The organism is Halosolutus sp. DAT137 (assembly GCF_059736405.1).
The window spans coordinates 1,039,603-1,062,198 of the sequence record NZ_JCAQID010000001.1 but is presented as its reverse complement, the minus strand read 5'-3'; the positions used below and the strand labels follow the sequence as shown (position 1 = coordinate 1,062,198).

The window sequence follows — 22,596 nt, the reverse complement described above, 5'->3', positions numbered from 1 at the left end:
CCGGTATCGTACGCCTACGTATGGTCGAGAAAGCAGACCGATCGCGCGTCGAGAGCACCGATCGCGGGAACCCGGCCCCGCAGTGGGACGTGTTCGTCCGGGAGGACGACGATCGACCGATGCGTCACGTCGGCAGCGTCGCCGCCGCAAGCGCCACCGAGGCCCACGAACACGCCTCGCGGCTGTTCGGCTGGTTCGCCGTCGACGTCTGGTGTTGTCCCGCCGAGTCGATCGAGCGCTACTCGACGCGGGGACTCGCGTCGGAGGCGGAGGATCGGGAGGAAACCGTTCCGGTGGGCGACGACGAGAAGGAGGAACCTCGCGTCTACGAGGAAACCGAAGGAACGCCGCGGGTGAGAGACGCGTGATTTCGATCAGCAAACTCCTCTGTGACCTCGACGCCGAAGGGGACGGACTGCGATACGACGCGGCAGACGAGTCCTCGAAGCCCCAGATCACCGAAACGAAACAGCAAAAGCCGGTCGTCGTCTGGAATACGACTCGCCGGTGTAATCTCTACTGTTCGCACTGCTACGCCGGGGCCGACCTCGAACCCGGAGCCGGCGAGTTCACGACGGCGGAAGCGAAGACGTTTCTCGACCAGTTAGCCGAGTACGGCGCACCCGTGATCCTCTTTTCGGGTGGCGAGCCGCTCGTCAGAGACGATCTGGTCGAACTCGTCGACTACGCCGCCGATCGCGGCTTGCGGCCCGTTCTCTCCTCGAACGGGACGCTGTTGACCCGCGAGAAAGCGGCCGCGTTGCGAGATGCGGGGCTCCAGTACGCCGGTATCTCCGTCGACGGCCTCCCCGAGCGAAACGACGCGTTCCGGGGGGAAGACGGTGCGTTCGATGCGGCCGTCCGCGGCATCGAAAACTGTCTCGACGTCGGGCTGAAAACCGGGCTGCGATACACTATCACCGAAGCGAACGCGCCCGACCTGGAGGGCGTCGTCGACCTCCTCGTCGACATCGGACTCGATCGATTCTGCTTCTACCACCTCGATTACGGGGGCCGCGGGGCCGATATTGCGGATCTCGACCTCTGCCCCGAAGAGAAGCGGGCTGCCGTCGAACGACTCGCGGAGATGACGCTGGACTACCATAGTCGCGACGAGGAGATCGAGACGCTGCTGGTCGGCAACTACGCCGACGCCGCGTTCCTCGTCGAGTACGCTCGCGAGGAGTTCGGCGAGGCGAAAGCCTGCGCCGTCTACGACCACCTCGAACGAAACGGCGGCGATCCGACGGGCGAGCGCGTCGCCGACGTCGACTACGAGGGGAACGTCCACCCGACCCAGTTCTGGCAGGGCTACAGTCTCGGAAACGTCCGCGATCGCCCCTTCGGCGAGATCTGGGAGGACGAGTCGAACCCGCTCCTGCGGGCGCTTCGCAACCGCGAGGACCACCTGAACGGCGACTGTGCGGACTGTCAGTATCAGTCGATCTGTCGCGGCGGGTCCCGACTCCGCGCGCTCGCGGCGACGGGCGACCTGTTCGCGCCGGACCCGCAGTGTTACCTCTCGGACGCCGAGATTCACGGCGACGGGGCCGGATCGATCGTCGGTGGCGCGGCGGATTGATAAGGGGTAGTAACGCGACCGATAGTTGTTCCATTTTTCTCCAGTAGTTGAGAGATAGCATTTGCTGAATATACAGCGCGAATGTGGCACAGACTGAGAGGCGGTCTTCGAGGGTTACTAATCGCAAAGTACAGAGATGGCAGGTATCCGTCAGGATCGATCTCCACATCTTACAATTTTTTGGTTTGAGAGAGTACCTTTAACAAGAAGGTATGTGTATTCTATATAATGTCTGTTCAAGAAGTAGAACTTCGAAGTACAGTCGCCGGATTCACTGCAGAAGGAAAACTCCACACTTTGAGCGTGTGGTTCATTCTCGCGCTAAGGCTCATGATGGGGCTAGCATTCTTCCAAGCTGGGCTTGGCAAGATTCTTGGAGGTGAATTCTCTGCGAGTGGCTATCTGCAGAACGCTCCCGCAGCGAATGGTAGTCCTCTTGCCGAACTCTTCGCTACGATGGGAAGTACACCCTGGTTCATCGACTTTGTCAACATCGCTGTACCCTGGGGACAGACTCTCATCGGACTTGGGCTACTCTTCGGCGCGTTGACCCGTCTTGCAGCGTTCTGGGGCGCGTTCATGATGCTTCTGTTTTATTTTGGAAACTGGGATGTTTCCCATGGCTACATCAATGGTGACTTTGCATACCTGCTTGTGTTCCTCTCAGTTGCTGCCTTCGGCGCTGGCCGCATATTTGGAATCGACAGGTATATCGAACAGTATGAAATAGATGGGCAACCACTGATCGAGCGGTATCCATGGACGGGATATTTCCTCGGGTAACGCCTTCCCGTAACCAAACCGTATTCACTGAGATGAGCCTGGAAATGTAGACAGAGTGTTGTTAACACGTGTAGTGAACTGATGATTCACCGCTTCCGGTGTGAAATAAGCGAAATCGTCGTGCTGCACTAATCCTCTAAGTCTTGCACACCGATTCTATAATGCCAGTCATCTACCATATTGGAACGTATGACACGCTACGCGAGTCCTGATGAAAACCGAGAAGACCACACGCTCTTTATCTCGGCCTTCATTGGTCCGACATGGACTCTCTCGGCGTCGTCGTCAACCCGATCGCGGGGATGGGTGGACGGGTCGGACTGAAAGGAACCGACGGCAAGGTTGCCGAGGCGCGCCGGCTCGGCGCGGAGCCGCGATCGCCAGATCGAGCGCGGCAGGCACTGTCGGTGCTTCACCGTCGCAAGCCCGATTTGACGGTATACACCGCTGAAGCGGTCATGGGTGAGTACGCAGCGCGTGATGCGGGCTACGAGCCGACCGTCGTCTACGAACCCGGCGACGCGGACGAGGAGAACACGCCCGAGGACGGACCGAATGGTTCCAGTGGAGCGATCGATCCTGCTGACCCCTGCACGTCGGCCGAGGATACCCGCGCGGCCGTTCGCGCGCTGCTGGATCACGACGTGGACCTGATCCTGTTCGTCGGCGGCGACGGGACGGCGGTCGACGTGGCCGAAGTCCTCGAGAGCGAGGGTACTGACACGCCGATGCTCGGCGTGCCTGCGGGGGTCAAGATCTACTCCTCAGTGTTCGCCGTCACGCCAGCGGACGCCGGCCGGATCGCGGCGGAGTTCGATCGCGTCGAAGACCGCGAAGTGAACGACATCGACGAGGACGCCTACCGGGAGGGAGAGGTCAGGTCGGAACTGAAAGCGATCGTTTCGGTACCGGTCGCGCCGGACGTTCAGTCGGGCAAACAGGTCGCGAGCGGGAGCGTCGATTCGCTGGCGTCGGGGTTCGCTCGCGAGGTCGAGACCGGTCGAACCTACGTGTTCGGCCCCGGCGGCACCGTCGGGGCGATCGAGTCCGAACTGGGTATCGACCCGTCGCCGCTCGGTGTCGACGTCTGGCGGGACGGCGAGGTGCTCGTCCGGGACGCCGCCGAAGCCGACATCCTCGACGTGCTCGAAACGCCGGCGACGATCGTCGTCTCACCGATCGGCGGGCAAGGATTCGTTTTCGGCCGCGGGAATCACCAGCTCTCCCCCGATGTCATCAGGCGCGCCGACGAGGTAGAGATCGTCGCCTCCGACGAGAAACTCGACGGCATCTCCTCGCTTCGGGTCGATACGGACGATGAGGAACTGGACGAGGAGCTACGTGGCTGGCAACAGGTCCGGACGGGGCGGTTCACGACGCGGCTCGTAAAAGTCGTTTGAGGGTGTTCTTTTCGCGTCGACGAGGAGATTCTGTGTATTCCGCGCCGTTGGAGTCCTGTGTATTCCGCGCCGTTGGGAAAAATTCTGTATAAGGTGCACCGGAATCGGCACCATCTTCTCAACGATATAACTACAGCGGCAGATATAATTGTGATATAGTCAGGATTAAGGTCGGGTCGATCCTACGGAGGAATATGGAAACGCGGAAAGTGCAACGACTGGGTCCATCGACCCTTGCGATGACGCTGCCGGCGGAGTGGGCCGCCGAACACGGCGTCGAGAAGGGCGACGAGGTGTCACTTCGGACGAGCGGAAAGGGGACGTTGACGGTGATGCCCGAATCTGCGAGTACCGAGGAAACTGAAGCGGTGATCCACTCGGATGATCTGGACGCCGCCGCCGTCGAACGGGCGATCGTCGCCCAGTACGTCCTCGGCCGACGCGTCATCCGGGTCGTCTGCGAAGACGGCGCGCTCGAATCGGAGACGATCAACGCCGTCTATCAGGCCGAAACGCAGCTGATGGGACTGGGCGTCATCGAGGAGACTCCCGAGAGCATCTCGATCCGGTGTTCGGTCGATCCGGAGGACTTCACGCTCGACAACCTGCTCGAACGACTCGAGCGAACCGGTCAGACGATGCGCAGCGAGGCGATCAAGGCTCTCGCTCACGGCAATCCCGACCTCGCACAGCGCGCCCTGAACCGGGAACGCCAGGCCAACAAGATCTTCGTGCTCCTCTTGCGTCTGATCTTTACGGCCTACCAGAACCCCAACCTTGCCCGCGCGGTGGGACTCAACAGCGGCTTCCCGCTGATCGGCTACCGATCGATCGCGAAGAATCTGGAACTTACGGCGGACAATGCCGAAGATATCGGTGAGATCGTGATCGAAATCGAAGGCCACAGCCTGGACATCGACAGTTCGGTGATGCGTGACATTCGCGAACTCAACGAACTGGTCGACGAGATTACCTCGAAAGCGGTCGAGGCGGCAGTCGAACGCGACTACGACAAGTCGAACGAGGTTCGCAAGCTGTTCCACGACATCTCTGAGCAAGAACAGGAAATCCTCTCGGCGCTGCCGGAGATGAAAAACGAGGATCTGCTTCGGGTGCGTGAAGTGCTCGTCAGCCTCCAGCAAACCGCCCAGTACGCGATGCGAAACGCGGAGATCGCGGCCAACCTCGCCCTGAACGAGGAATCCGAGTACACGACGATCAACTGAGAGGGGTGGTGTAACCTGAGACCCGTGATCGGCTGACGCCGCTGGGTGACTACAGTAGCCCAGCGAGCCGCTGGAGTCCGATCACACGCCGATCAATCTGGCTCTAGAGCGTCACCCGTTCGGGTGGCCGCCACGCAGTGTCCGTCCGTTCCCGCCGCTCGTTCCGGAACGAGTACAGTTAAGAGACCCGACTCGAAATCCTCGACTATGACAACGCAATCCGAGTCGACGACCGACAAGGGTGTCGGTCTCACGCTGGCGCTCAGTGCGATCGCAGTCATCGGCGCGGTGCTCATGTTTGCCGGTGCACCGGACATCGAGGCCGCCTGGGGTTTTGCGGCCGCGATGGTCTTTAGTTCGTTTGCGGTCGTCGCGATCCACCTCTACTGGCACTGACTGGTCGCCGCACAAAAACCGTCCTCGACGTCCCGTCGCTATCGCGATCCCGTCTTCGGAGAACAGTATCAATATCACTGTACTGGAGTTGCAGTTAACAGTTAAGACTACGCACGACCAAGTACTCGCTGACGATGACCGACTACTCCGACGAAGAGCAGCGAATCCTCTCGTATCTCCGCGAGAGTGCCGCCCGTGGCGAGCGGTACTTCCGGGCGAAAAACATCGCGAATGCGATCGGACTCTCGTCGAAGCAAGTAGGTGTACGGCTACCACACCTCGCGGAGAAATCCGACGAGGTCGATATCGAAAAGTGGGGCCGAGCCAGGTCGACGACGTGGAAAGTGACTATAGGATGATACGGTTCGGTGTACCGTGTTACCAGTCATCGCCCGGCCAGGCGATCACCGGTGCCAAATCACAACAGACCGTATGAGTCCAACGCCGCACTCACGGCATTTCTCAGGTCGCTCGATCGGTCCCGGTCCACGGTGTTTTTGTTCGTCACTCACTGACGTAGTAGCATGACAGTACAGGTCGCCCGTTCGTTCGAGGTGTCGGCCTCGCCCGATCGCGTCTGGGAGTTCATTTCGGACCCGGAGAACCGCGCGCGTGCGATCAGCGTCGTTTCAGATTACACCGTCAGAGACGAGACGGGACACGAAGCCACCTGGCACGTCGAGTTACCGATCCCACTCGTCCGGAAAACGGTCGCCGTCGACACCGAGGACGTCACTCGCCGTCCGCCGGAGTACGTCAAATTCACCGGTCGATCGAAAGTGATGACCGTCACGGGGGAGCACGAAATCATCGAGACGGCCACCGGTACCCGCATGGAAAACCGGTTCGTCGTCGACGGCAAACTTCCCGGTGTCGAGAAATTCTTCAAGCGGAACTTAGACGGCGAACTCGAGAACCTCCGGCGAGCACTGGAACGGGACCTCGAAACGAACCAATGATGGGTGACCAGCCCTCATCGACCGATTCCGGCGGCGACGGGACCATGCGACTCGCACTCGCACAGATCGCGATCGAGCGGGGAGACGTCGAGGGGAACGTCGATCGAGCACTCGAGGCAATCTCGCGAGCGGCGACACGCGGCGCAGACCTCGTTGCCCTTCCAGAGTTATTCAACGTCGGGTACTTCGCGTTCGACAACTACGCACGACGAGCAGAAGCGATCGAGGGTGAGACGCTCACTCGCATTCGCAACGGGGCTCGCGACCACGACGTCGCGGTGCTCGCGGGCTCGATCGTCGAGGATCTCGCGGCGACCGAGACGGTCGAGACGCCGGCCGACGAGGGGCTCGCCAATACTGCAGTCCTGTTCGACGCGGCGGGCGATCGGCGACTCGTCTACCGGAAACACCATCTGTTCGGCTACGACTCCGCGGAGTCCGAACTCCTCGTTCCCGGTGAGCGAATCGATACGGCATCGATCGGTCCGTTCACCGTCGGCGTGACCACCTGCTACGACCTGCGGTTCCCGGAACTCTACCGGCAACTCGTCGATTCGGGGGCCGAACTCGTCGTCGTCCCCAGCGCGTGGCCGTATCCGCGCATCGAACACTGGAAAACGCTCTCGCGCGCTCGCGCGATCGAAAATCAGTGCTTCGTGGCCACGGTCAACGGTAGCGGCGAGTTCGAGGGGGCGACCTTGCTCGGCCGATCGACCGTCTACGATCCGTGGGGTGTCTCCCTCGCCTCGAGCGGTGACGGCCCGGCGCTCGTGTTTGCAGATATCGACCCCGGGGCTGTCGCGTCGGTGCGCGAGGAGTTCCCCGCGCTTCGCGACCGACGGCTGTGAGCGTCGTGCGGAAAACCGGCTAGTTTGTACCCGATCGCTGAGTTTTTATCTCCATCCCGTATTGTTCCGGACGCCGGCACGGACGCTTTTCACGTCAGTACCGGCATTGCGCGTCGCTCCGGCCCGTCGCACCGCTCGTTCCCGGGAACGAGCACACCCGTCTCCTCGCCTCACCTTTCGCCAGCCCACGTTTTCTAAAGAAAACAGCGAGAGTTCCACGGGTCACCCGACCCGTGGTCGTTTACCAGCCCTACCGACACCGGGACCACCAACTGAAACGGGACGAAAACGGAACGCAATCGACAGCGAAGCTGCCGCCGTCGATCGTACACGAGCACGTTCCCGAGCCGGCGGTGACTACCTCGGGGCGCATTCGACACCACCAGCCGGTCGAAAATACCGTCGAGCCCCGATACAGACGCTTGTGAGTCTCTCCCGGTCGCGGAGAGCCGACCTCAGTCTTCGGTCGTGACCGGCTCCTGTTGAAACGCGCCCAGAATCGTTTCCCGGAACTCTGCAAACTCTTCGATCCGTTCCTGAACCGATCGCTGGGTGGCCGCAATCTCGTCGATCCTGTTCTCGAGATCGCTGAGTTGCCCCTCGACGGTTCCCTGCCGGTTCTCGACCGCCGCTTCGAGTCGATCGAAGTCCGCTTCCAGCGTGTCCTGTCGGTGCTCGACCGTCGACTCGAGGCGATCTGCTCGCTCGTCGATCTCGTCGAGACGCGCTTCGAGGGATGTCCGTTCGTCACGAACGTCCGCGACCTCGTCGCGGACCGCAGCCAACTCGTGTAGCACCTCGGTGAGCACGTCCTCTCCGGTTCCGCGCTCGTCGATGAACGCCTCCATCGCGTCGAGATACGTCTCGAGATCGTGAAACTGAGACTGCAAGCGACCAACCCGCAACTCGAGACTCGAACGTGGGGTTTCGATCGCTCGCAGTTCTCGCGCCAGCCGATCGCGCTCGGCCGCCGTCGGATCCGCGTCTATCGTCCGGCAAATCACGTCGAGTAGCTCATCGATGCGGTCTGCCGGTTGTTCGTTTGCGTATGACAGTTCTACCTCTCGATCGGCGGGTGGTTCGTCGTTTCGATCCCCGGTCTCGAAGCTGTTGTCGGTTACGGACGCTCTCGTCTTCGATTGGCGGTTCGCTTCCGTCTCTGTGCCGTCGCCCACCATTTCCGCCATGGTGAACTCGTCTTCTTCCATCTGGAACTCGTCGTCTTCTAGGGCCTCCTGGGACTGGACAGAGAGTCCGGAGCTATCGTCTCCTGTCCGAACGTCGGTCCCTCCCCGCGTGAAGTCGGTGTCGACCACGAGATTAGGTGGCTGATGATCCTCCAGAGTAACCTCCTCTTGGGTGTAGCGATACTCCGTCGTGATCGATTCCTCCGGCCCGACCGTTCGCTCGTACACCACCGTTTCGTCGGTCGTCGACCAACACAGTTCGTCAGCCCGAATCGTCTCGACGCTCGACGCCTCTGGGATAGTATCGACGACGCGGACGGTCAGCGGCTGTTCTCGGGACGACTTGAGTCGTAGTCCGATCTGTACCTCCTCACCGTCAGAATCGACGTTTTTCGTCAGTGTCACTCCCGCATCTTCGATTGTGTATAGTGTTCCCATGATATCCCCGCCCCGTCATCGGCGTTAGTATCATGTCCGACTACTAAACTGTTTGGATGGTAGATATGTTCGCGGTATTATACTCAAACATATTGATATTTGTGCTTAATTATACTTGCCGTACTCTCCCACAAATCAGGTTGTCTAGCATTCTAAACAGCACGAAATTCAGGGTAGCGGGACGCTCAGCGAAGGATCGTCGATATCCCGTGAGACGGTCTCCCGGAATTCGTTACCGGTGGTCACTCGAACGGGGAGGATGATCACCGGTAACACGCTACGAGGAACCGTCTGGGGAGCGGGCGACAGCTTCACGCGTTTCTGGTCGGGACCCGTCTCCCGTCGATCGACGCCGGTATCGTATCCGATCGTCACCGCTACTGCCGCCTGCGGATCGCGACCAGGACGATCGAACCGAGTGCGACGATGGTGGCGAACAGTCCGAAACCGGAGAGCCCATCTTCGTGGCTCACCGCACCATCGCTCGCCTCCGGTCGGGAGTCGGCTGCCGACTCCTCCTCGTTCGCACCTGTGTCTTCGCCCTCGGAAACGCCGGTTTCACGCTCCTCGACCGTGTCGCCTTCCGCTTCGTCACTGATCCCCTCTCGCTCGGGCGGTTCCGGTACGGCGTCCTCTACGGTCACGGTCGCGGTTGCCGTATCCGTCTCTCCGAGATCGTTTCTGACCGTGAGTTCGACATCGTAGCTCCCGGCCGCGTCGAACGCCATGATCACGGTCTCCCCGCTGAACGAGTCGCCGTCGATCACCCACTCGTAGCCGGTAATGGGGCGCTCCGCGTCGACGGAGTTCGCGCCGGAGAGGGTAACCTCCTCGCCGGTCGCCGCGGGATCGGGATGCACGTCGATCGCGGCTGACGGCTTCAGATGGTCGGGTTCCGACGCACCCGGCGGGACGATGCCAGCGCCGCCACCACCACCCCCGCCGCTACCGGCGTTCCCACCGTCTGAATCGTCGGTGCTGTCGTTTCCGTCGTCCGAACCGTCATCGGAGCCGTTTCCCCCGGAGTCCCCGTCACCACCGCCGTCGGAATCACCGTCTCCGGACTCCGCCGGCTCGACCGCGAAACTGCGGTCGTAGACGGCATCGTTGCCGGCCGTATCCGCAATCGCGATCGAAATATCGTAGGTTTCGCCAGGCTCGACCGCAAACGGTTCGTGGACGGCCGAACGCGAGGTGACCCGGGTTCGATCGTCGTTGGTCACAGACTGTCCGTCGATCCGGAGATCGATCGACGACACGTCGACGCCCGAGAGGTCGTCCTCGTAGGCGAGGTCGATCGTCACCGAGTCAGTGTCCGAGGGGAGCGTCTCGCCAGCGGACGGCGAGACGCTCGTGAGTTCGGGCGGGGTGTCGTCGGTCACAGTTACGCCGTACGTCGAGAACCCGTCGACGGTGGCGGTCCAGTACTCGGCTTCGACCGGCTCCCCGTCTCCGCCCCGATCGACGGCGAGGGTGCGCACGTCGAGCGGGCGGTGTTCCCACGCTTCCTGGCTCTCGTTGTACCACTGCAGGCCGACGCGATCGTCGTCGACGGCGACCCCGTCGGGCAGCGCGCTCTCGTTCGCCGGGATGGCGATCGTCGCGTTCGAGAGGTCCGAATCGAGGTCGGCACCGAGCGTCGTCGTCAGAAACTCGACGCCGAGTGCGTCGGCCGCGAGTTCGTGTGGCGGCGTGCGGGTCTCAGACATCGCCACGAACGAGTCCGAGACGTCGCCCGTCGTGTTGAGTCGGACGAACGTGCCCGTCCGCTCGTTCGTGACCGTCGCGGTCCGGTTGTCGGTGGTCGTCGCGGTCTCGACGGTCGTTCGTGCAATGTCGGTATCCCGGTTCCCCGCGCGATCGGTCCCGGTCGCGGTCAGTTCGTAGGTCCCCGAGTCCTCGATCGCGAACGACCCTGTCCAGTGCGTCTCCCCGCCGTCGGTAGCCGCAGGCCCGTCGAAGGAAACGGCGGCTCCATCGGGGTCGGTCACCTCGATCGTCGGCTCGTCCGCGAGCGGTTCGCTCGACCGAATCGCCACCGACGCGTTCTCCCCGTCGAAGTCGGTGACGACGGCGCTCACTCGAGGCGGGACGCGATCGAGGGCAACCGGGGTCTCGGCACGCGTTTCGTTTCGGTTTTTCGCCGCGTCAGTCGCGATGGCGCGGACCCGGTACTCGCCGTCGTCCGGCACCGCGGCCGGATCGACGGTCGCCGTCCACGTCCCGTCGGCGGGGTCGATCGTCGCAGATTCCGCGTGCCGATAGTTCGTGAGCGTCGCGTCGAGTACGACCGAGACCGCCTCGACCGCGTCTGGGGAGTTCCGGCCGTCGGTGGCGGTTCCGGCGATGGTGAGTTCGATCGATTCGTTGAGAGTGACGACGCCGTCGTGGTCGCCGCTGCCCGCGATCGACTCGACCTCGACGGTCGGCGTGTCCGTGTCGACAGCGATCGTCTGGGGGGACGCGATGTGCTCGTTCCCGAGATTGTCGATCGTGGTCGCAGTGACCGTGTACGGTCCGCTCGGGACCGGTTCGTTTGCGCCATCGATCGCGCCCCACTCGATCGTCGCCACCTCGCCGCCACCGGTTTCGTTCGAGCGGTCCCACTCCCTGATACGGGTTTCCTCTCCGTCGCTGATCGCGACCGTGGTCGAGACATGGCGGTCGTCCGTCACGGTTGCGTTCACCAGTGCCGGGTTCTGCGTGCCGATTTTGGCGTAGTTCTCGTCCGCCGGACGAACCTCGAGGTCAAGTTCGGACGATCGATCGACGGTGATCGCGATCTCGTCGCTGGCCGTCCCGTCCTCCAGTGGGGTACCTGCCTCGTCGGTCAGTCGCAACGAGACGGTGTACTCGCCGTTCGGTAGTGGTTCGGGCTGAACGCTGAGGATCCGTTCCTCGTCTGTGGTCTCGAACGGGGCGCTCGTCCAGTCGACGACGGGGTCGCCACCGTTCGGCGCGTCGATCTCGTCGATCCGGTACTCGACGGCGGCAGCCCCGCCAAGGTCTGTATCCACGAGCGCGTACTCGATCGTGGGGGTTGCCGTCTCGACCGTCTCGCCGTCCGTGGGAGACCTGGCGGTTACGGACGGCGGTCCGCGAACCGTGACGGTCGCATTCGCGGCGTTCTCGTTCCCGCTCGGATCGACCACGGTTAGATTCACCGCAACGACGCCAGTTGCAGTGAACGTGTGGGTGAGAGTTGGGTCCGTCGTATTCGCCGTGGTGCCGTCAGAGAACGTCCATCGATACCCCTCGATCGCGTGATTGTCGGCCGATTCGCTGGCGTCGAGTGTCACCGGCGAATCGACGAGCGCGTCCGCGGGTGCGTCGAAGATTGCCATCGGCGGGGTGGTGTCGACGACTCCCACGTCCGTCGTCGTCGCGTTTTCGTTGCCGGCGGCGTCGACCACGGTGACGGAAACCGGTCGCGGTCCGGGTTCGGCAAACGAGTGGGTGATCAGTGGATCCGTCGTATTCACCGCAGTTCCGTCGGGGAACGTCCACCGGTACTCGACGATCGCGCCGTTGTCCGTCGACGCGCCAGCGTCGAGTGTGACCGCGTCGATGCCGACTTCCACGCTCTCGTTTGGATCAGCCGCGAGGACGGCGACGGGGGGCGTGTCGTCGACGACCTCGATCGTCGTCGTCGCAGTCACGTGCCCGCCCGAATCGACCACGGTTACGGTGACCGTGGCGGTACCAGGCTCTGTGAACTGGTGTTCGACCGACGGACCGTCCGTCGTCACCGTCGTTCCGTCCTCGAACGACCACTCGTAGTGCTCGACGGGGTGATCTACGTCGACGGTGATGGTCGTCGGCTCCGACGTGGTCGTCGTCTCGGGTGCGAACGTCGGGTCGATCGTCGCTCGCGAGTGCGTGAGAACGGACTCGTAGACGTCGATTCGCCCTGCTCCCTGTCTGTGCTTGGCTTCACCGACGTCGACGGCGGTGTCCGCGAACAGCGTGCGGAGTTCCGCGGGCGTGAAGTCAGCGTTGGCGTTCGAGAGAAACAGCGCAATCGCACCGGAGACGTGCGGGGCGGCCATGCTCGTTCCGTCGAACGCAGCGTAACCACCGTCGGGAGCAGCGCTATAGACCGACACTCCCGGTGCGACGACGTCCGGTACGACGTACTCGTCTGGCCAGTTTTCCGGGTCTTCGACGCCCCACGCGTCGCTCGTGTCGATCTCCTCGCCGCTCGAAAAGCTCGCGATCGACTCGTCCCCGGCCTCGCCCTGAGAGGCACCGACGCTGAACGACTCGTAGACGTTTCCGGGGGAGGTGCTCGTTCCGTTGCCGCTGTTACCGCTCGAGACGACCACGATCGTTCCGGCGGCCTCGGCGTTGCGAACCGGGTCGATCAACTCGGGATGGTACCCCTCCGCGCCGAGGCTCATGCTGAGCACGTCGGCGTCGTTTTCGATCGCCCACTCCATTCCCTGGATGATCTGGCTGAACGTGCCGCCACAGCCGTTCGAGCCGCAATCTGTCAACACCGCACCGTGGTACAGTTCCGCCTGGGGTGCGACCCCGATGTGGACGCCGCTGGCGTCGCTGCCGACAACCGTCCCGCTCACGTGGGTGCCGTGGTCGCCGTAGTCCATCGGCTCCGTGGACGGATCCGCGTCGAAGTCCTTCCAGCCGGCGACGTCGATGTCCGGATGCTCGCCGTCGACGCCCGTATCGAGCACCGCGACCCTGACCCCCTCGCCCCGGTAGTCGAACGCGTCCCACGTCTCCGGAACGCCGATTCGGTCGAGTCCGTCGGTGTACTCCGAACTTGTCGCCGCACTCGTCACCGCCGGTGTGTCACCTCCGATCGCCTCCCCACCGAAGCCCACGCTCTCGAGTTTCGTGCCTCCAAACTCCGTGCTTCCGACGGCTGTGGCTTCGTGCCCGCGAACCGCGAAGTCGTCGTGAATCTCGGTCACGTGATCGACCATCCCGAGTCGCTCCAGGGGGACCCTATCGGTGTCGACCGTCACGACGATCGCGTTCGTGAGCCAGAACTTGCGGTCGATCTCGATGTGGGGGTTCCCCGCCGCGAAGCGCTCGAACGCAGACTGCGTCTCGGCCGCGTGAGACTGCATCGACGCAGCTTGCACGTCTGCCGCCGTCGTCGCTATCTCCCCGTCGAACCGCTCCTCGAAGCGAACCACGACGGTGGTCTCGCCGTCGGCATCTGCGATCGCCGGATGGATCTCGATCGCCGGCTGCGAACGTTCGTCGGTTTCCGGGCCAGTAGCGGCCGCCCCACCACCAACGAGGCCAAATATAACTAATATTATAATAACTGCGACGAAAAGGCTCACTCCAGCGCGCATTGATACCATAGATAGACGGTCACGGAAGCATGAACGTTAAGGCCGAAGTACTGTTCGGCGCGGCAAACATTTCTATCTGTATTGTCAGTAAGTTGTCAAACCGAGTCTAAACGGGTAGCGACGAGGCGGATGCGGTCGGAGCGTGAACCGATCTGCGACCATTTATAAATAGTGAGCGGGAGAAACACGAACCGATGACCGAAGGTCGATACACGCTGTACGGCGTTTACGTGACGCGTCCGATCGCCGACGCGCTCGGCGACTCGCTTTACGAGCGCGCCGGAATCATCGATCTACAGGACTACTTCGACGAAACGGCGGGATCGCTTCCGGAAGGTGACCCGGGTGCCGAGGCGGCGGACGCGCTGTTGGCGACCGTCGCGAACGAGTTCGCCGCGGTGTACGACGAGGCGAGATTCGGCGCGGCCGGTCGAATCGACCACGACGCCTTCGACCTCGTCTACCTCGCGGGCACGCCCGAGCGCGTCGCGCGCCTACGGGAACTGTTCGAGGCCGCAGCGACGATTCAGGATACCGACCTCCAGACCGTCCAGACGGCGATTCTCGCCGCGGCGCTCGACGTCGACCTGAGCCGAGAAACCGATCGCTCAGCGTCTCCCTGAAACGCGAGAGCGCCGACCGCCCCATCGGTCCCGGATCGCCGCTTACTCTTCGCGCGTCGTGATATCCGCCGACAGCCCCTGAGCCATCTCGATGTCTTCGGCGTTGTTCAGCGTCCAGGCCGTCCGCTCGGTGACGGCTTCGATCGCTTCCCGCGCGCTCGGATACCCGTTCCCGGATTTCTTGACGCCCCCGAAGGGGAGCTGGACCTCCGCGCCGATACAGGGGAGGTTCGCGTACGCCAGCCCGATGTCGGCGCGATCGCGGAAAGCGTGTAGCTGACGGTAGTCTTCGGAGATGACCGCCCCCGCCAGCCCGTACGGCGTGTCGTTGTGGATCTCGATCGCGCGATCGATGTCGCCCTCGTATTCGAGCAGGGCGACGTGGGGACCGAAACACTCCTCTTTGAGACACCGCAGATCGGTATCGTACTCGATCTCGTAGACGAAGGGGCCGACCCAGTGGCCGTTCTCGAAACGTCCGATCGGCTCGTCGTCGAGTTCGAACCGATCGACCAGCACTTCCGCTCCCTCCTGTCGGGCGAGTTCGTTGTGCTTGCGGATCTTCTCGACGTGGTCGGTCTCGATTACCGGTCCCATGAACGTCTCTTCGGCTAGCGGATCCCCGACGGCGATGTCCGCAGCGAGGTCGACGAAACGGCGTGTGAACTCGTCGTAGACGTCGGTGTGGACGATCAGACGCTCGCTCGAGACGCAGCGCTGGCCGGTCGTCTTGAAACTCGACATGATGGCTGAATGGACGGCGACGTCCAGATCGGCGTGTTCGGTGATGACGATCCCGTTCTTGCCCCCCATCTCGCAGGCCGCGAGTTTGCCGGGTTCGCCGCCGACTTTCCCGCCGATCTCGTGTCCGACCTCCGCCGATCCCGTGAACAACACCGTATCGACGCGATCGTCTTCGGTGATCGCCGCGCCGGCATCGCCAAAGCCCTGGACTAGGTTGAAGACGCCGTCGGGAATTTCCGAGTCATCCATCATCTCCGCGATGATCTGGCCACACCACGGCGTCTGTTCGGCGGGTTTCCAGACGACCGTATTGCCCTCGACCAGCGCGATCGCCATGTGCCAGAACGGGATCGCGACGGGGAAATTCCACGGGGTGATACAGCCGACGACGCCCCGCGGTTTGCGCCGCATGTATGCGTCTTTCCCGGCGATTTCCGAGGGAACGACCTCGCCGTGGGGATGGCGGGCGTTGCCGGCGGCCCACTCGACCATGTGCCAGGCCTCGGTCACGTCGGCTTTGCCTTCGCTGATCTCCTTGCCGCACTCTCTCGTGACGATCGTGCCGAGTTCCTCGTGTCGATCGCGCAACTCGTGGTAGATCTCCCAGAGGTACTCGGCGCGGTCGATGTACGAGAGCGATCGCCACTCCTCGAAGGCGCGATCGGCGGCGGCGAGGGCCGTCTGTACGTCGTCGGCCGTCCCGCGCTGGAACGTCGCCAGCGGCTCACCGGTGGCCGGGTTCTCGCTCTCGAAGGTGTCAGAACTGCTGCCGTCGGTCCACTCGCCGTCGATGTAGTGGCCGTACACCTGGTCAGTGGCGTGCTGGCTCATATCCAAGGTGACCACGACTGCAGTGAAAACAGTAGTGGTGAGTCACAGGGGTCGATCCGATCACAGCGGGAACGCCGACCAACGGGGACGACGACACTGTCTCGAGATCGAGGAACTAGACGACAGGAGATATTTTGCGCAGCGGTTGAAAGGTCATACAAAAATATATAACTCATTGTCAACAACTCACACTCAATGAGGTGTGGGGGTACTCGCGGGCGTCAGCAAGAGCATTTCGAGTGGGCAACGAGGTGGGTTACCGGACGGGCAACCGTGGTAGCTGTAACGATTCGATTCTGCTGGAGGATGTGCTCCGGTGATACTGTCGGGCAGCGGTCGATGAACGGAACTCGTCGGATGGAAACGGCGAATTCTCACACGACGTCTGTTCCGCAGTATGAGTAAGCAACTCGGAGAACGGGACCTGCGACAGGTCGCGATCGTTCTCGGGATCGTCGTACTACTCGTGCTGAGTGTGGTTCCGGCCGGAATATCGGCTCCCGAAAGCGCTGCAACGGAGCACTCCGCGAAACCGGGACCACACGTTACGTCGACAACCGAGTACGACGCGACTCGAACCGTCGCGAACTCGACCGGTCAGGTGACCGCGGTCACGACGAATGCGGACGTTTCGTTCGAGGATGGGTCAACTCAAAAAGAGCTGCAGAACTGGTACGAAGTTTCGGAGGGACGCCTTCGGGGGACGACTGACGAGACGTTTACGTCGAAAGGATCGATAAACCATCTGGTACTTACATCAGATCGATTCGAAATCGGGAGCGTACGGCCAGTTACCGAATTCAGTAACGACCACCTGTATTTGCGGTTCGAGGCGAACAAGAAGTCTCTGGGAGGCACGTTGCAACCACACATCACCGAGGTTATTGGCGCTGCCGGAGAAGACAGCGTCTTCAGCGGCGTCGAATCCGTGGAGATGGGTGCACTCGACGGATGGGAAACGCATACCGTTCGTGTCGATGGAGAGGCATTCAAGAATTGGCATCAGAACAGTAACTCCTATAACGAGATTAGCGTCCAATTTACCGACGATGGGTATCGAAGTTGGGACATTCGAAATGTCGAATTCGTCGGCTGGCGAACGGAACCGAACTCTATACGAACGGAAACTCTCGAGCAGCCGTCCGCGTCCGCAGACCAACTCGAAGAGGCGACGCTCACGTTCGAGTACACGAGAACGGAAACGAGCGAGGCGTTTCACGACGCTGATCCGACACTCCTCGTCGAGGCACAGGACGTTCCAGCAGCACCACCCAACTTCGAGGAACTCTTCAGTACGGGACGAGCGTCGGGAACTGCCGAAATCGACGTTCTCGACCAGATGCGTGAGCGAGGGGGCGATAATCTGGCGATCAATTACTTCGTCGGCGCCGGTAGCGCCTACGAAATCTCGAACGTCCGCTTCGAGTGGAGCGTTACGGAAGAGGCGCTGTCGGTTGATTCGTCCCCGGACGGGGCCGACGTGTACGTAGACGGCGATCGCGTCGGAACGACACCCTGGAACGGAGATCGGCCGATCACGGAGTCGTACGAGATCGAAGTTGACAAGCGCAATTATCAGTCCGAAACCGAAGCGTCCGTCTCACCCGGGGAACACGTCGATTTCACGCTGGAACCCGAGACCGAAGAGCTGTCCGTCGACTCCTCGCCCGACCGGGCGAGCGTCTATCTCGACGGAGACTACGTCGGGACGACACCCTGGAGCGAACACCGACCGATAACCGACTCGTACGATATTACGGTGGAGAAAGATAACTACAATTCGGAGACCCTCTCCGGTGTCTCGCCGCCTGCGAACGAACACGTCAATCTCGATTCGGTAACGGATACGATCGAGGTGAGTTCCGAGCCATCCGGTGGTGAGGTCTATATCGACGACCGATATATCGGATCAGCGCCATTATCGGAGGAACTGCCAGTAGCGAACACCTACGATGTTCGGGTTGAGTTCGATGAGCACGAAACACGCTCTTTCGACGCTGTTCAACCACCAGCGTCGCTTCGCGTCGACCCGGATGCAGAGACCGAAGCACTCTCGATTAGTTCGACCCCCAACGGTGCGTCTGTCTATCTCGACGGGGATTACGTCGGGACGACACCCTGGGCCGAACAACGACCGGTGACAGACACGTACGATGTGAGGGTCGAGACGGACGGCTACGAATCCGAAACTCGGGTCGGGGTGTCGCCCGGACGTGACGAGCATTTCGACCTCGGTCAAGAGACCGACCGTCTCGAAGTAACCGCCACGCCCGACGGCTCGGCCGTCTACCTCGACGGGGAGTACGTCGGGACGACACCCTGGAGCGAACACCTGCCAGTGACAGACACCTACGACATCGAAGTCGAGACGAACGGCTACGAATCCGAAACTCGAGTCGGTGTGTCTCCCGGAAGCGACGAGCACTTCGAACTCGATCCGGAAACCGACACGCTCGAAGTGACCGCCACACCAGACGGTTCGACCGTCTACCTCGACGGCGAGCGCGTCGGAACGACGCCCTGGAGCGACCAGCGACCGGTGGCCGACTCATACGATCTCGAAGTCGACACGGACGGCTATCGGCCCGCAACTCGCACCGGTATTTCACCGGGCGACAGCGTCCACGTCGACCTCGATGAACTCACCGATGCTCCGTTTTTACAGGTGACGATCGAAGACGTGAGCGTCTCAGAAACCCCACGGGATGAGCTAACGGTTACCGCCGAAATCGAGAATACCGGTGAGGACGCTGCGACCCAGACGATCGATCTCGGGGTCGACGGAATCACGAATACCGATAGCAAGCGTGTGACCCTCGACGGCGGTGCGTCGACAACCGAACAATTCACAGTGGCGGCCACGTCGGAGATCACCGGCAATTACACCGCTACTGTCTCGAGCGAGAACCAGACTGCGACGGAACCCATCGAGATCCGTTCTCGCGAAGGCGATACCCCGTTCCAGTTCACACTCGATGCCGTCCCCGATTCGATCGAGGAACGGGAGCGACTCGACGTGGACGTGTCGATAACGAACCAGGGCGATGAGACCGCCGAACGGACGATGACACTGATGGTCGCCGGTGAGGTCGAAGATACCGTTACGGTCGAACTGAACGGCGGTGAGACGACGACCGAAACGATGACGTACGTAACGGAAACGGGTGACACCCCCTCGGTAGACCTCCTGGTCGACAGCGGTGGAGACCGCGTCACAGAACGGAAAACTGTAACCGTAGAATCAGTCGAAGGTGGCGAACCGGGTATCGATATTAGGCTCGACGAACCGACGATCGAGCGAGGCGAATCTACAGCGGTAACGGTCACTGCGGAGGACGATAGCGGTGCTGTCGACGAAATAACCGACGAGGCAACGCTCGTGAGCACCGATACTGAGATCGCAACGGTCACTGGGTCGACCGTCACCGGTGAGCGCGCGGGTACCGTCACAATCGAAGCGGCATTCGATAGTGAAACTACCGACGGTACACTCACAGATACGATCGACCTCGTGGTCACCGAAGCGACAGACAGTGACGAATCGACCCTCGATGCCGAGCAGACCGATCGAGAGGCCGCCGAGGACGGCGACACGGAACGGAACGGAAATGAGCGACCACAAGAAGCCGAAGACGATGAAACGAGACCGGAGAGCGAGGGAGCGGAGCAGGGCGAGCGAGATGACGAGAGCAACAACGGGATCGCTCTCGAAGGTGGCAATGACGGCCAACCCGGTTTCGGTGTCACCGCTGCCATCACCAGTGTGCTTGCCGCGCTTCTCGTCGCCAGAGTTACTCAGTGATCTAACAGTCGACGATATTCCCGAAGTATCGTTCAGCAAGCGGTGGTTCAGTGGACCCCATCGGACCGAGTATCGCCCATTCACTGCTCGTCTCGTCTGGGGTGGTTCGACTGGGTTCGATCAGCGGTGCCAGAGCACCAGAGAGCCACGAAATGACGGTCGTGAAAACCCGTTGGTGACGAAAGTCGATGAACAGATCGAGTCGGATCGTCCTATCTTCGTCGGCCCAGATCGGCGGCCTTCTCGACTTCGCTTCTGAGCGTCGTCGAATCGAACTCGTGATCCGGGCGGAGCCGGACGAAATCGAGGAACTCTCTCGCTCGGAGTAACGACTGGGTATCGTACACGGTTAACGCAGCGTTGACGGCCGATCGAGCGCCGATTCTGGGCTCGAGCACTGCGAGGGCGCAGGCGAGATCGTACGCGGTCGTCTCCGCGATCCGGTCTTCGTAGACGTTGGTCGCATCGATAAAGTAGAGGTCGCCGTCGCAAACGAGGATGTTTTCGGCTCGAAGATCGCCGTGAGCGAGACCGTTGTCGTGCATCCGGGCGAGCATCGCGAACAGTTCCGGGGCCCGCTCTTCGACGACGTCTCGCGGCACGTCCTCCAGGGACTGAAACTCCGGGAGGTACTCGAGAACGAGCACGCCGAGGCCGTTGACCTCGAAGGCTTCGATCGGCTGTGGGGCGTTGATACCGATTTCGCGCATCCGCTGGGTGGCTTCGTACTCGTGTTCGACCATCTGGCGTGGGGTATCGAACCGTCCGAAGAAGCCGCCCGTTCTCGACGTAAACGCGCCGACGTTCCGGCCCGTCGTCAACACGGCGTGGACGAGCGCGTTCTGTCGGGAAACGATCTTGACGAACCACTCGTCGTCGATGACACAGGGTGTCGAGAGCCAGTTGTCGGCCTCGAGAAACTCCACGCGAACCTCCTCGCGATCGTGGCGATCCGCCAGCGTACGGACGACGCGCTCTACGCGATCCCACTCGACGCTACCGCGAGCGAGCTGGCGAAGGTCCATACAGGAACCAGTGGATACTCCGGGTTAAATGCCTCCCGAAGTGTCTGTCGGGAGTGATGTTCGAGCGGCCGAACGGATGGCGATTTCAGACGCACAACCGATCGAGAACCGGGTAACTCGAGCCGATTTCCGACCGAGAAAGTAAACCCCACCATTTTCACGACCGCCAACCATTGGCCACACGACATGGACGCTATCGACGATCTCAGTGACGCGATCGATGCGACGCGAAACCTCCTGATGCCCGTTCGCCCGGTGATGTGGCTCAAACTCGCGATCGTCGTGTTGTTCGTCGTGGGCTTCAGTACCGGCGGACCGACGTTTCCGGGTGGAGACGCGGGAACGGTTACCGAAGACCCCGGCGCACAGCCCGACATCGACACCGTTCTCGAAGACCTTCCGGAGGACTTCTTCCTGTACGTCGCGATCGCGATCGTCGCGTTGCTGGTGCTCTGGCTTGTGTTTGCACTCATCGGCGCGATCATGGAGTTCGTCTTCATCGAGTCGCTCCGAACGACCGAGGTTCACATTCGCCAGTACGCACGCGAGAACGTCGGCCGCGGGTTCCGGTTGTTCGTCTTCCGGGCCCTCGTCGGCCTGGTGGTCCTCTCGCTCGTCCTGGGACCGATCGCCTACCTGTTTCTGGTGCAGGGTTCGCTCGACGCCGTGTTGCTGTGGGCGATTCCGATCTTCTTGCTCGCCATCCCGGTATACGCTCTGAACGCGGTTCTGATGCGGTTTACTTCCGAGTTCGTGGCTCCGATTATGCTCCTCGAAGAACGCGGCGTCCTCGGCGGATGGCGTCGACTCTGGGGGACGCTCACGTCGAACTGGAAAGAGTACGTCGTCTACTTGCTGTTGGCCTGGATTCTCGTCGCCGTCGTCCAGATCGCTCTCGGGTTCGTGTTCGTCTTCGGCGGCCTGTTGCTCGCCATCCCGTTCGTCATTCTCGGTGTCCTGGCGTTCGCGCTGGGTGAGGTCGGGACGTTCCTGTTGATTCCGATCGGGATCCTCGCGTTCATCACCTACACCCTATTTTACGGTCTCGTCTGGATGCCGATCCGATCGTATTTCAAGTACTACGCGCTGTTGTTGCTCGGGGACACCAACGCGGACCTCGATCTGATTCCCGACCAGCGGGCGGCGATCCGATCGGATGGCGGTGAGTCCGCTGTCCGCGACGCTGGCGGCGAAAACGGCTCCCCCGACGGACGCTGGGGCGACGCTGGCCGGGAGGAGACCGACACGTGGGACCCCGGAACCGACTCCGGCGGACGAGACGACGACTCGTGGGACGACGACGGGGATCTCTGGGGCGATTCGACCGACGACGAGTCCGGCGATCGCGACGACACCGATCGCGGCTGGTAGTCGGCGTCGGGGAATCGGTAGCCTGCACAAGGGGAACTGGCACGAACCCCGGCG

The 22,596-nt window shown here is 61.8% G+C and carries 17 protein-coding genes; 12 read left to right on the top strand and 5 right to left on the bottom strand.

Going from position 1 to position 22,596, the window contains the following annotated elements; all coding sequences use genetic code 11:
* Positions 1 to 20 precede the first annotated feature (20 nt).
* From AC6I6L_RS05090 to AC6I6L_RS05050, 9 genes are all read left to right on the top strand, one after another.
* Entirely contained in the window at positions 21 to 368 is a 348-nt protein-coding gene (locus tag AC6I6L_RS05090) for an Htur_1727 family rSAM-partnered candidate RiPP (protein ID WP_497916627.1), read from the top strand.
* Positions 365 to 1,582, top strand: coding sequence for a TIGR04347 family pseudo-SAM/SPASM protein (locus AC6I6L_RS05085; protein ID WP_497916626.1), 1,218 nt, complete (start codon positions 365 to 367; stop codon positions 1,580 to 1,582). Before AC6I6L_RS05090 ends, AC6I6L_RS05085 begins: the two co-directional genes overlap by 4 nt.
* 228 nt (positions 1,583 to 1,810) lie before the next feature.
* Positions 1,811 to 2,365: a DoxX family protein gene (locus AC6I6L_RS05080; protein ID WP_497916625.1), complete on the top strand. Its 555-nt coding sequence runs from the start codon at positions 1,811 to 1,813 to the stop codon at positions 2,363 to 2,365.
* 263 nt (positions 2,366 to 2,628) lie between these two features.
* A complete protein-coding gene (locus tag AC6I6L_RS05075) occupies positions 2,629 to 3,765 on the top strand; it encodes an ATP-NAD kinase family protein (protein ID WP_497916624.1) in 1,137 nt (378 codons plus the stop codon).
* A 194-nt stretch (positions 3,766 to 3,959) separates the two neighbouring features.
* Entirely contained in the window at positions 3,960 to 4,991 is a 1,032-nt protein-coding gene (locus tag AC6I6L_RS05070; protein WP_497916623.1) for a PhoU domain-containing protein, read from the top strand.
* A gap of 207 nt (positions 4,992 to 5,198) precedes the next feature.
* On the top strand, positions 5,199 to 5,387 hold the full coding sequence (locus AC6I6L_RS05065) for a DUF7525 family protein (RefSeq protein ID WP_497916622.1): 189 nt from the start codon (positions 5,199 to 5,201) through the stop codon (positions 5,385 to 5,387).
* 134 nt (positions 5,388 to 5,521) lie between these two features.
* Entirely contained in the window at positions 5,522 to 5,746 is a 225-nt protein-coding gene (locus AC6I6L_RS05060; RefSeq protein WP_497916621.1) for a DUF7123 family protein, read from the top strand.
* A gap of 165 nt (positions 5,747 to 5,911) precedes the next feature.
* A complete protein-coding gene (locus AC6I6L_RS05055) occupies positions 5,912 to 6,346 on the top strand; it encodes an SRPBCC family protein (protein ID WP_497916620.1) in 435 nt (144 codons plus the stop codon).
* A complete protein-coding gene (locus AC6I6L_RS05050; protein ID WP_497916619.1) occupies positions 6,343 to 7,194 on the top strand; it encodes a carbon-nitrogen family hydrolase in 852 nt (283 codons plus the stop codon). Before AC6I6L_RS05055 ends, AC6I6L_RS05050 begins: the two co-directional genes overlap by 4 nt.
* A gap of 455 nt (positions 7,195 to 7,649) precedes the next feature.
* Here the strand turns inward: AC6I6L_RS05050 and AC6I6L_RS05045 are convergent, their stop codons facing one another.
* The 3 genes from AC6I6L_RS05045 to AC6I6L_RS05035 all read right to left on the bottom strand — a co-directional run bounded on the left by AC6I6L_RS05045 (position 7,650) and on the right by AC6I6L_RS05035 (position 14,146).
* Positions 7,650 to 8,819, bottom strand: a complete 1,170-nt coding sequence (locus AC6I6L_RS05045; protein WP_497916618.1) for a hypothetical protein — start codon at positions 8,817 to 8,819, stop codon at positions 7,650 to 7,652.
* Positions 8,820 to 8,987: 168 nt separating this feature from the next.
* The gene (locus AC6I6L_RS05040; protein ID WP_497916617.1) at positions 8,988 to 9,194 is read right to left on the bottom strand and encodes a hypothetical protein; all 207 of its coding nucleotides are present in this window, start codon (positions 9,192 to 9,194) and stop codon (positions 8,988 to 8,990) included.
* 2 nt (positions 9,195 to 9,196) lie between these two features.
* Positions 9,197 to 14,146, bottom strand: a complete 4,950-nt coding sequence (locus AC6I6L_RS05035; protein WP_497916616.1) for a PKD domain-containing protein — start codon at positions 14,144 to 14,146, stop codon at positions 9,197 to 9,199.
* 194 nt (positions 14,147 to 14,340) lie between these two features.
* Here AC6I6L_RS05035 and AC6I6L_RS05030 point away from each other — a divergent pair, with 194 nt between their 5' ends.
* Entirely contained in the window at positions 14,341 to 14,769 is a 429-nt protein-coding gene (locus tag AC6I6L_RS05030; RefSeq protein ID WP_497916615.1) for a hypothetical protein, read from the top strand.
* Between the two features lie 42 nt (positions 14,770 to 14,811).
* Here AC6I6L_RS05030 and AC6I6L_RS05025 read toward each other — a convergent pair whose 3' ends face one another.
* On the bottom strand, positions 14,812 to 16,344 hold the full coding sequence (locus AC6I6L_RS05025; protein ID WP_497916614.1) for an aldehyde dehydrogenase family protein: 1,533 nt from the start codon (positions 16,342 to 16,344) through the stop codon (positions 14,812 to 14,814).
* 397 nt (positions 16,345 to 16,741) lie between these two features.
* Here AC6I6L_RS05025 and AC6I6L_RS05020 point away from each other — a divergent pair, with 397 nt between their 5' ends.
* Positions 16,742 to 20,146 (top strand): PEGA domain-containing protein, encoded by a 3,405-nt coding sequence (locus AC6I6L_RS05020; protein WP_497916613.1) that lies wholly within the window; start codon positions 16,742 to 16,744, stop codon positions 20,144 to 20,146.
* 212 nt (positions 20,147 to 20,358) lie between these two features.
* Here the strand turns inward: AC6I6L_RS05020 and AC6I6L_RS05015 are convergent, their stop codons facing one another.
* The gene (locus AC6I6L_RS05015) at positions 20,359 to 21,171 is read right to left on the bottom strand and encodes an RIO1 family regulatory kinase/ATPase domain-containing protein (protein ID WP_497916612.1); all 813 of its coding nucleotides are present in this window, start codon (positions 21,169 to 21,171) and stop codon (positions 20,359 to 20,361) included.
* Positions 21,172 to 21,357: 186 nt separating this feature from the next.
* Between AC6I6L_RS05015 and AC6I6L_RS05010 the strand changes: the two genes are divergently transcribed.
* Positions 21,358 to 22,542 carry a DUF7544 domain-containing protein gene (locus AC6I6L_RS05010; RefSeq protein ID WP_497916611.1) on the top strand — a complete coding sequence of 395 codons (1,185 nt, stop codon included), beginning with the start codon at positions 21,358 to 21,360 and terminating at the stop codon, positions 22,540 to 22,542.
* The last annotated feature ends 54 nt before the right edge of the window (positions 22,543 to 22,596 follow it).

Excerpts from the sequence above, each read along its gene's own strand:
- AC6I6L_RS05090 (WP_497916627.1), top strand. The coding sequence starts at position 21 with ATGGTCGAGAAAGCAGACCGATCGCGCGTCGAGAGCACCGATCGCGGG.
- AC6I6L_RS05080 (WP_497916625.1), top strand. The coding sequence starts at position 1,811 with ATGTCTGTTCAAGAAGTAGAACTTCGAAGTACAGTCGCCGGATTCACT.
- AC6I6L_RS05075 (WP_497916624.1), top strand. The coding sequence starts at position 2,629 with ATGGACTCTCTCGGCGTCGTCGTCAACCCGATCGCGGGGATGGGTGGA.
- AC6I6L_RS05070 (WP_497916623.1), top strand. The coding sequence starts at position 3,960 with ATGGAAACGCGGAAAGTGCAACGACTGGGTCCATCGACCCTTGCGATG.
- AC6I6L_RS05065 (WP_497916622.1), top strand. The coding sequence starts at position 5,199 with ATGACAACGCAATCCGAGTCGACGACCGACAAGGGTGTCGGTCTCACG.
- AC6I6L_RS05060 (WP_497916621.1), top strand. The coding sequence starts at position 5,522 with ATGACCGACTACTCCGACGAAGAGCAGCGAATCCTCTCGTATCTCCGC.
- AC6I6L_RS05055 (WP_497916620.1), top strand. The coding sequence starts at position 5,912 with ATGACAGTACAGGTCGCCCGTTCGTTCGAGGTGTCGGCCTCGCCCGAT.
- AC6I6L_RS05050 (WP_497916619.1), top strand. The coding sequence starts at position 6,343 with ATGATGGGTGACCAGCCCTCATCGACCGATTCCGGCGGCGACGGGACC.
- AC6I6L_RS05045 (WP_497916618.1), bottom strand. The coding sequence starts at position 8,819 with ATGGGAACACTATACACAATCGAAGATGCGGGAGTGACACTGACGAAA.
- AC6I6L_RS05035 (WP_497916616.1), bottom strand. The coding sequence starts at position 14,146 with ATGCGCGCTGGAGTGAGCCTTTTCGTCGCAGTTATTATAATATTAGTT.
- AC6I6L_RS05030 (WP_497916615.1), top strand. The coding sequence starts at position 14,341 with ATGACCGAAGGTCGATACACGCTGTACGGCGTTTACGTGACGCGTCCG.
- AC6I6L_RS05025 (WP_497916614.1), bottom strand. The coding sequence starts at position 16,344 with ATGAGCCAGCACGCCACTGACCAGGTGTACGGCCACTACATCGACGGC.
- AC6I6L_RS05020 (WP_497916613.1), top strand. The coding sequence starts at position 16,742 with ATGAGTAAGCAACTCGGAGAACGGGACCTGCGACAGGTCGCGATCGTT.
- AC6I6L_RS05015 (WP_497916612.1), bottom strand. The coding sequence starts at position 21,171 with ATGGACCTTCGCCAGCTCGCTCGCGGTAGCGTCGAGTGGGATCGCGTA.
- AC6I6L_RS05010 (WP_497916611.1), top strand. The coding sequence starts at position 21,358 with ATGGACGCTATCGACGATCTCAGTGACGCGATCGATGCGACGCGAAAC.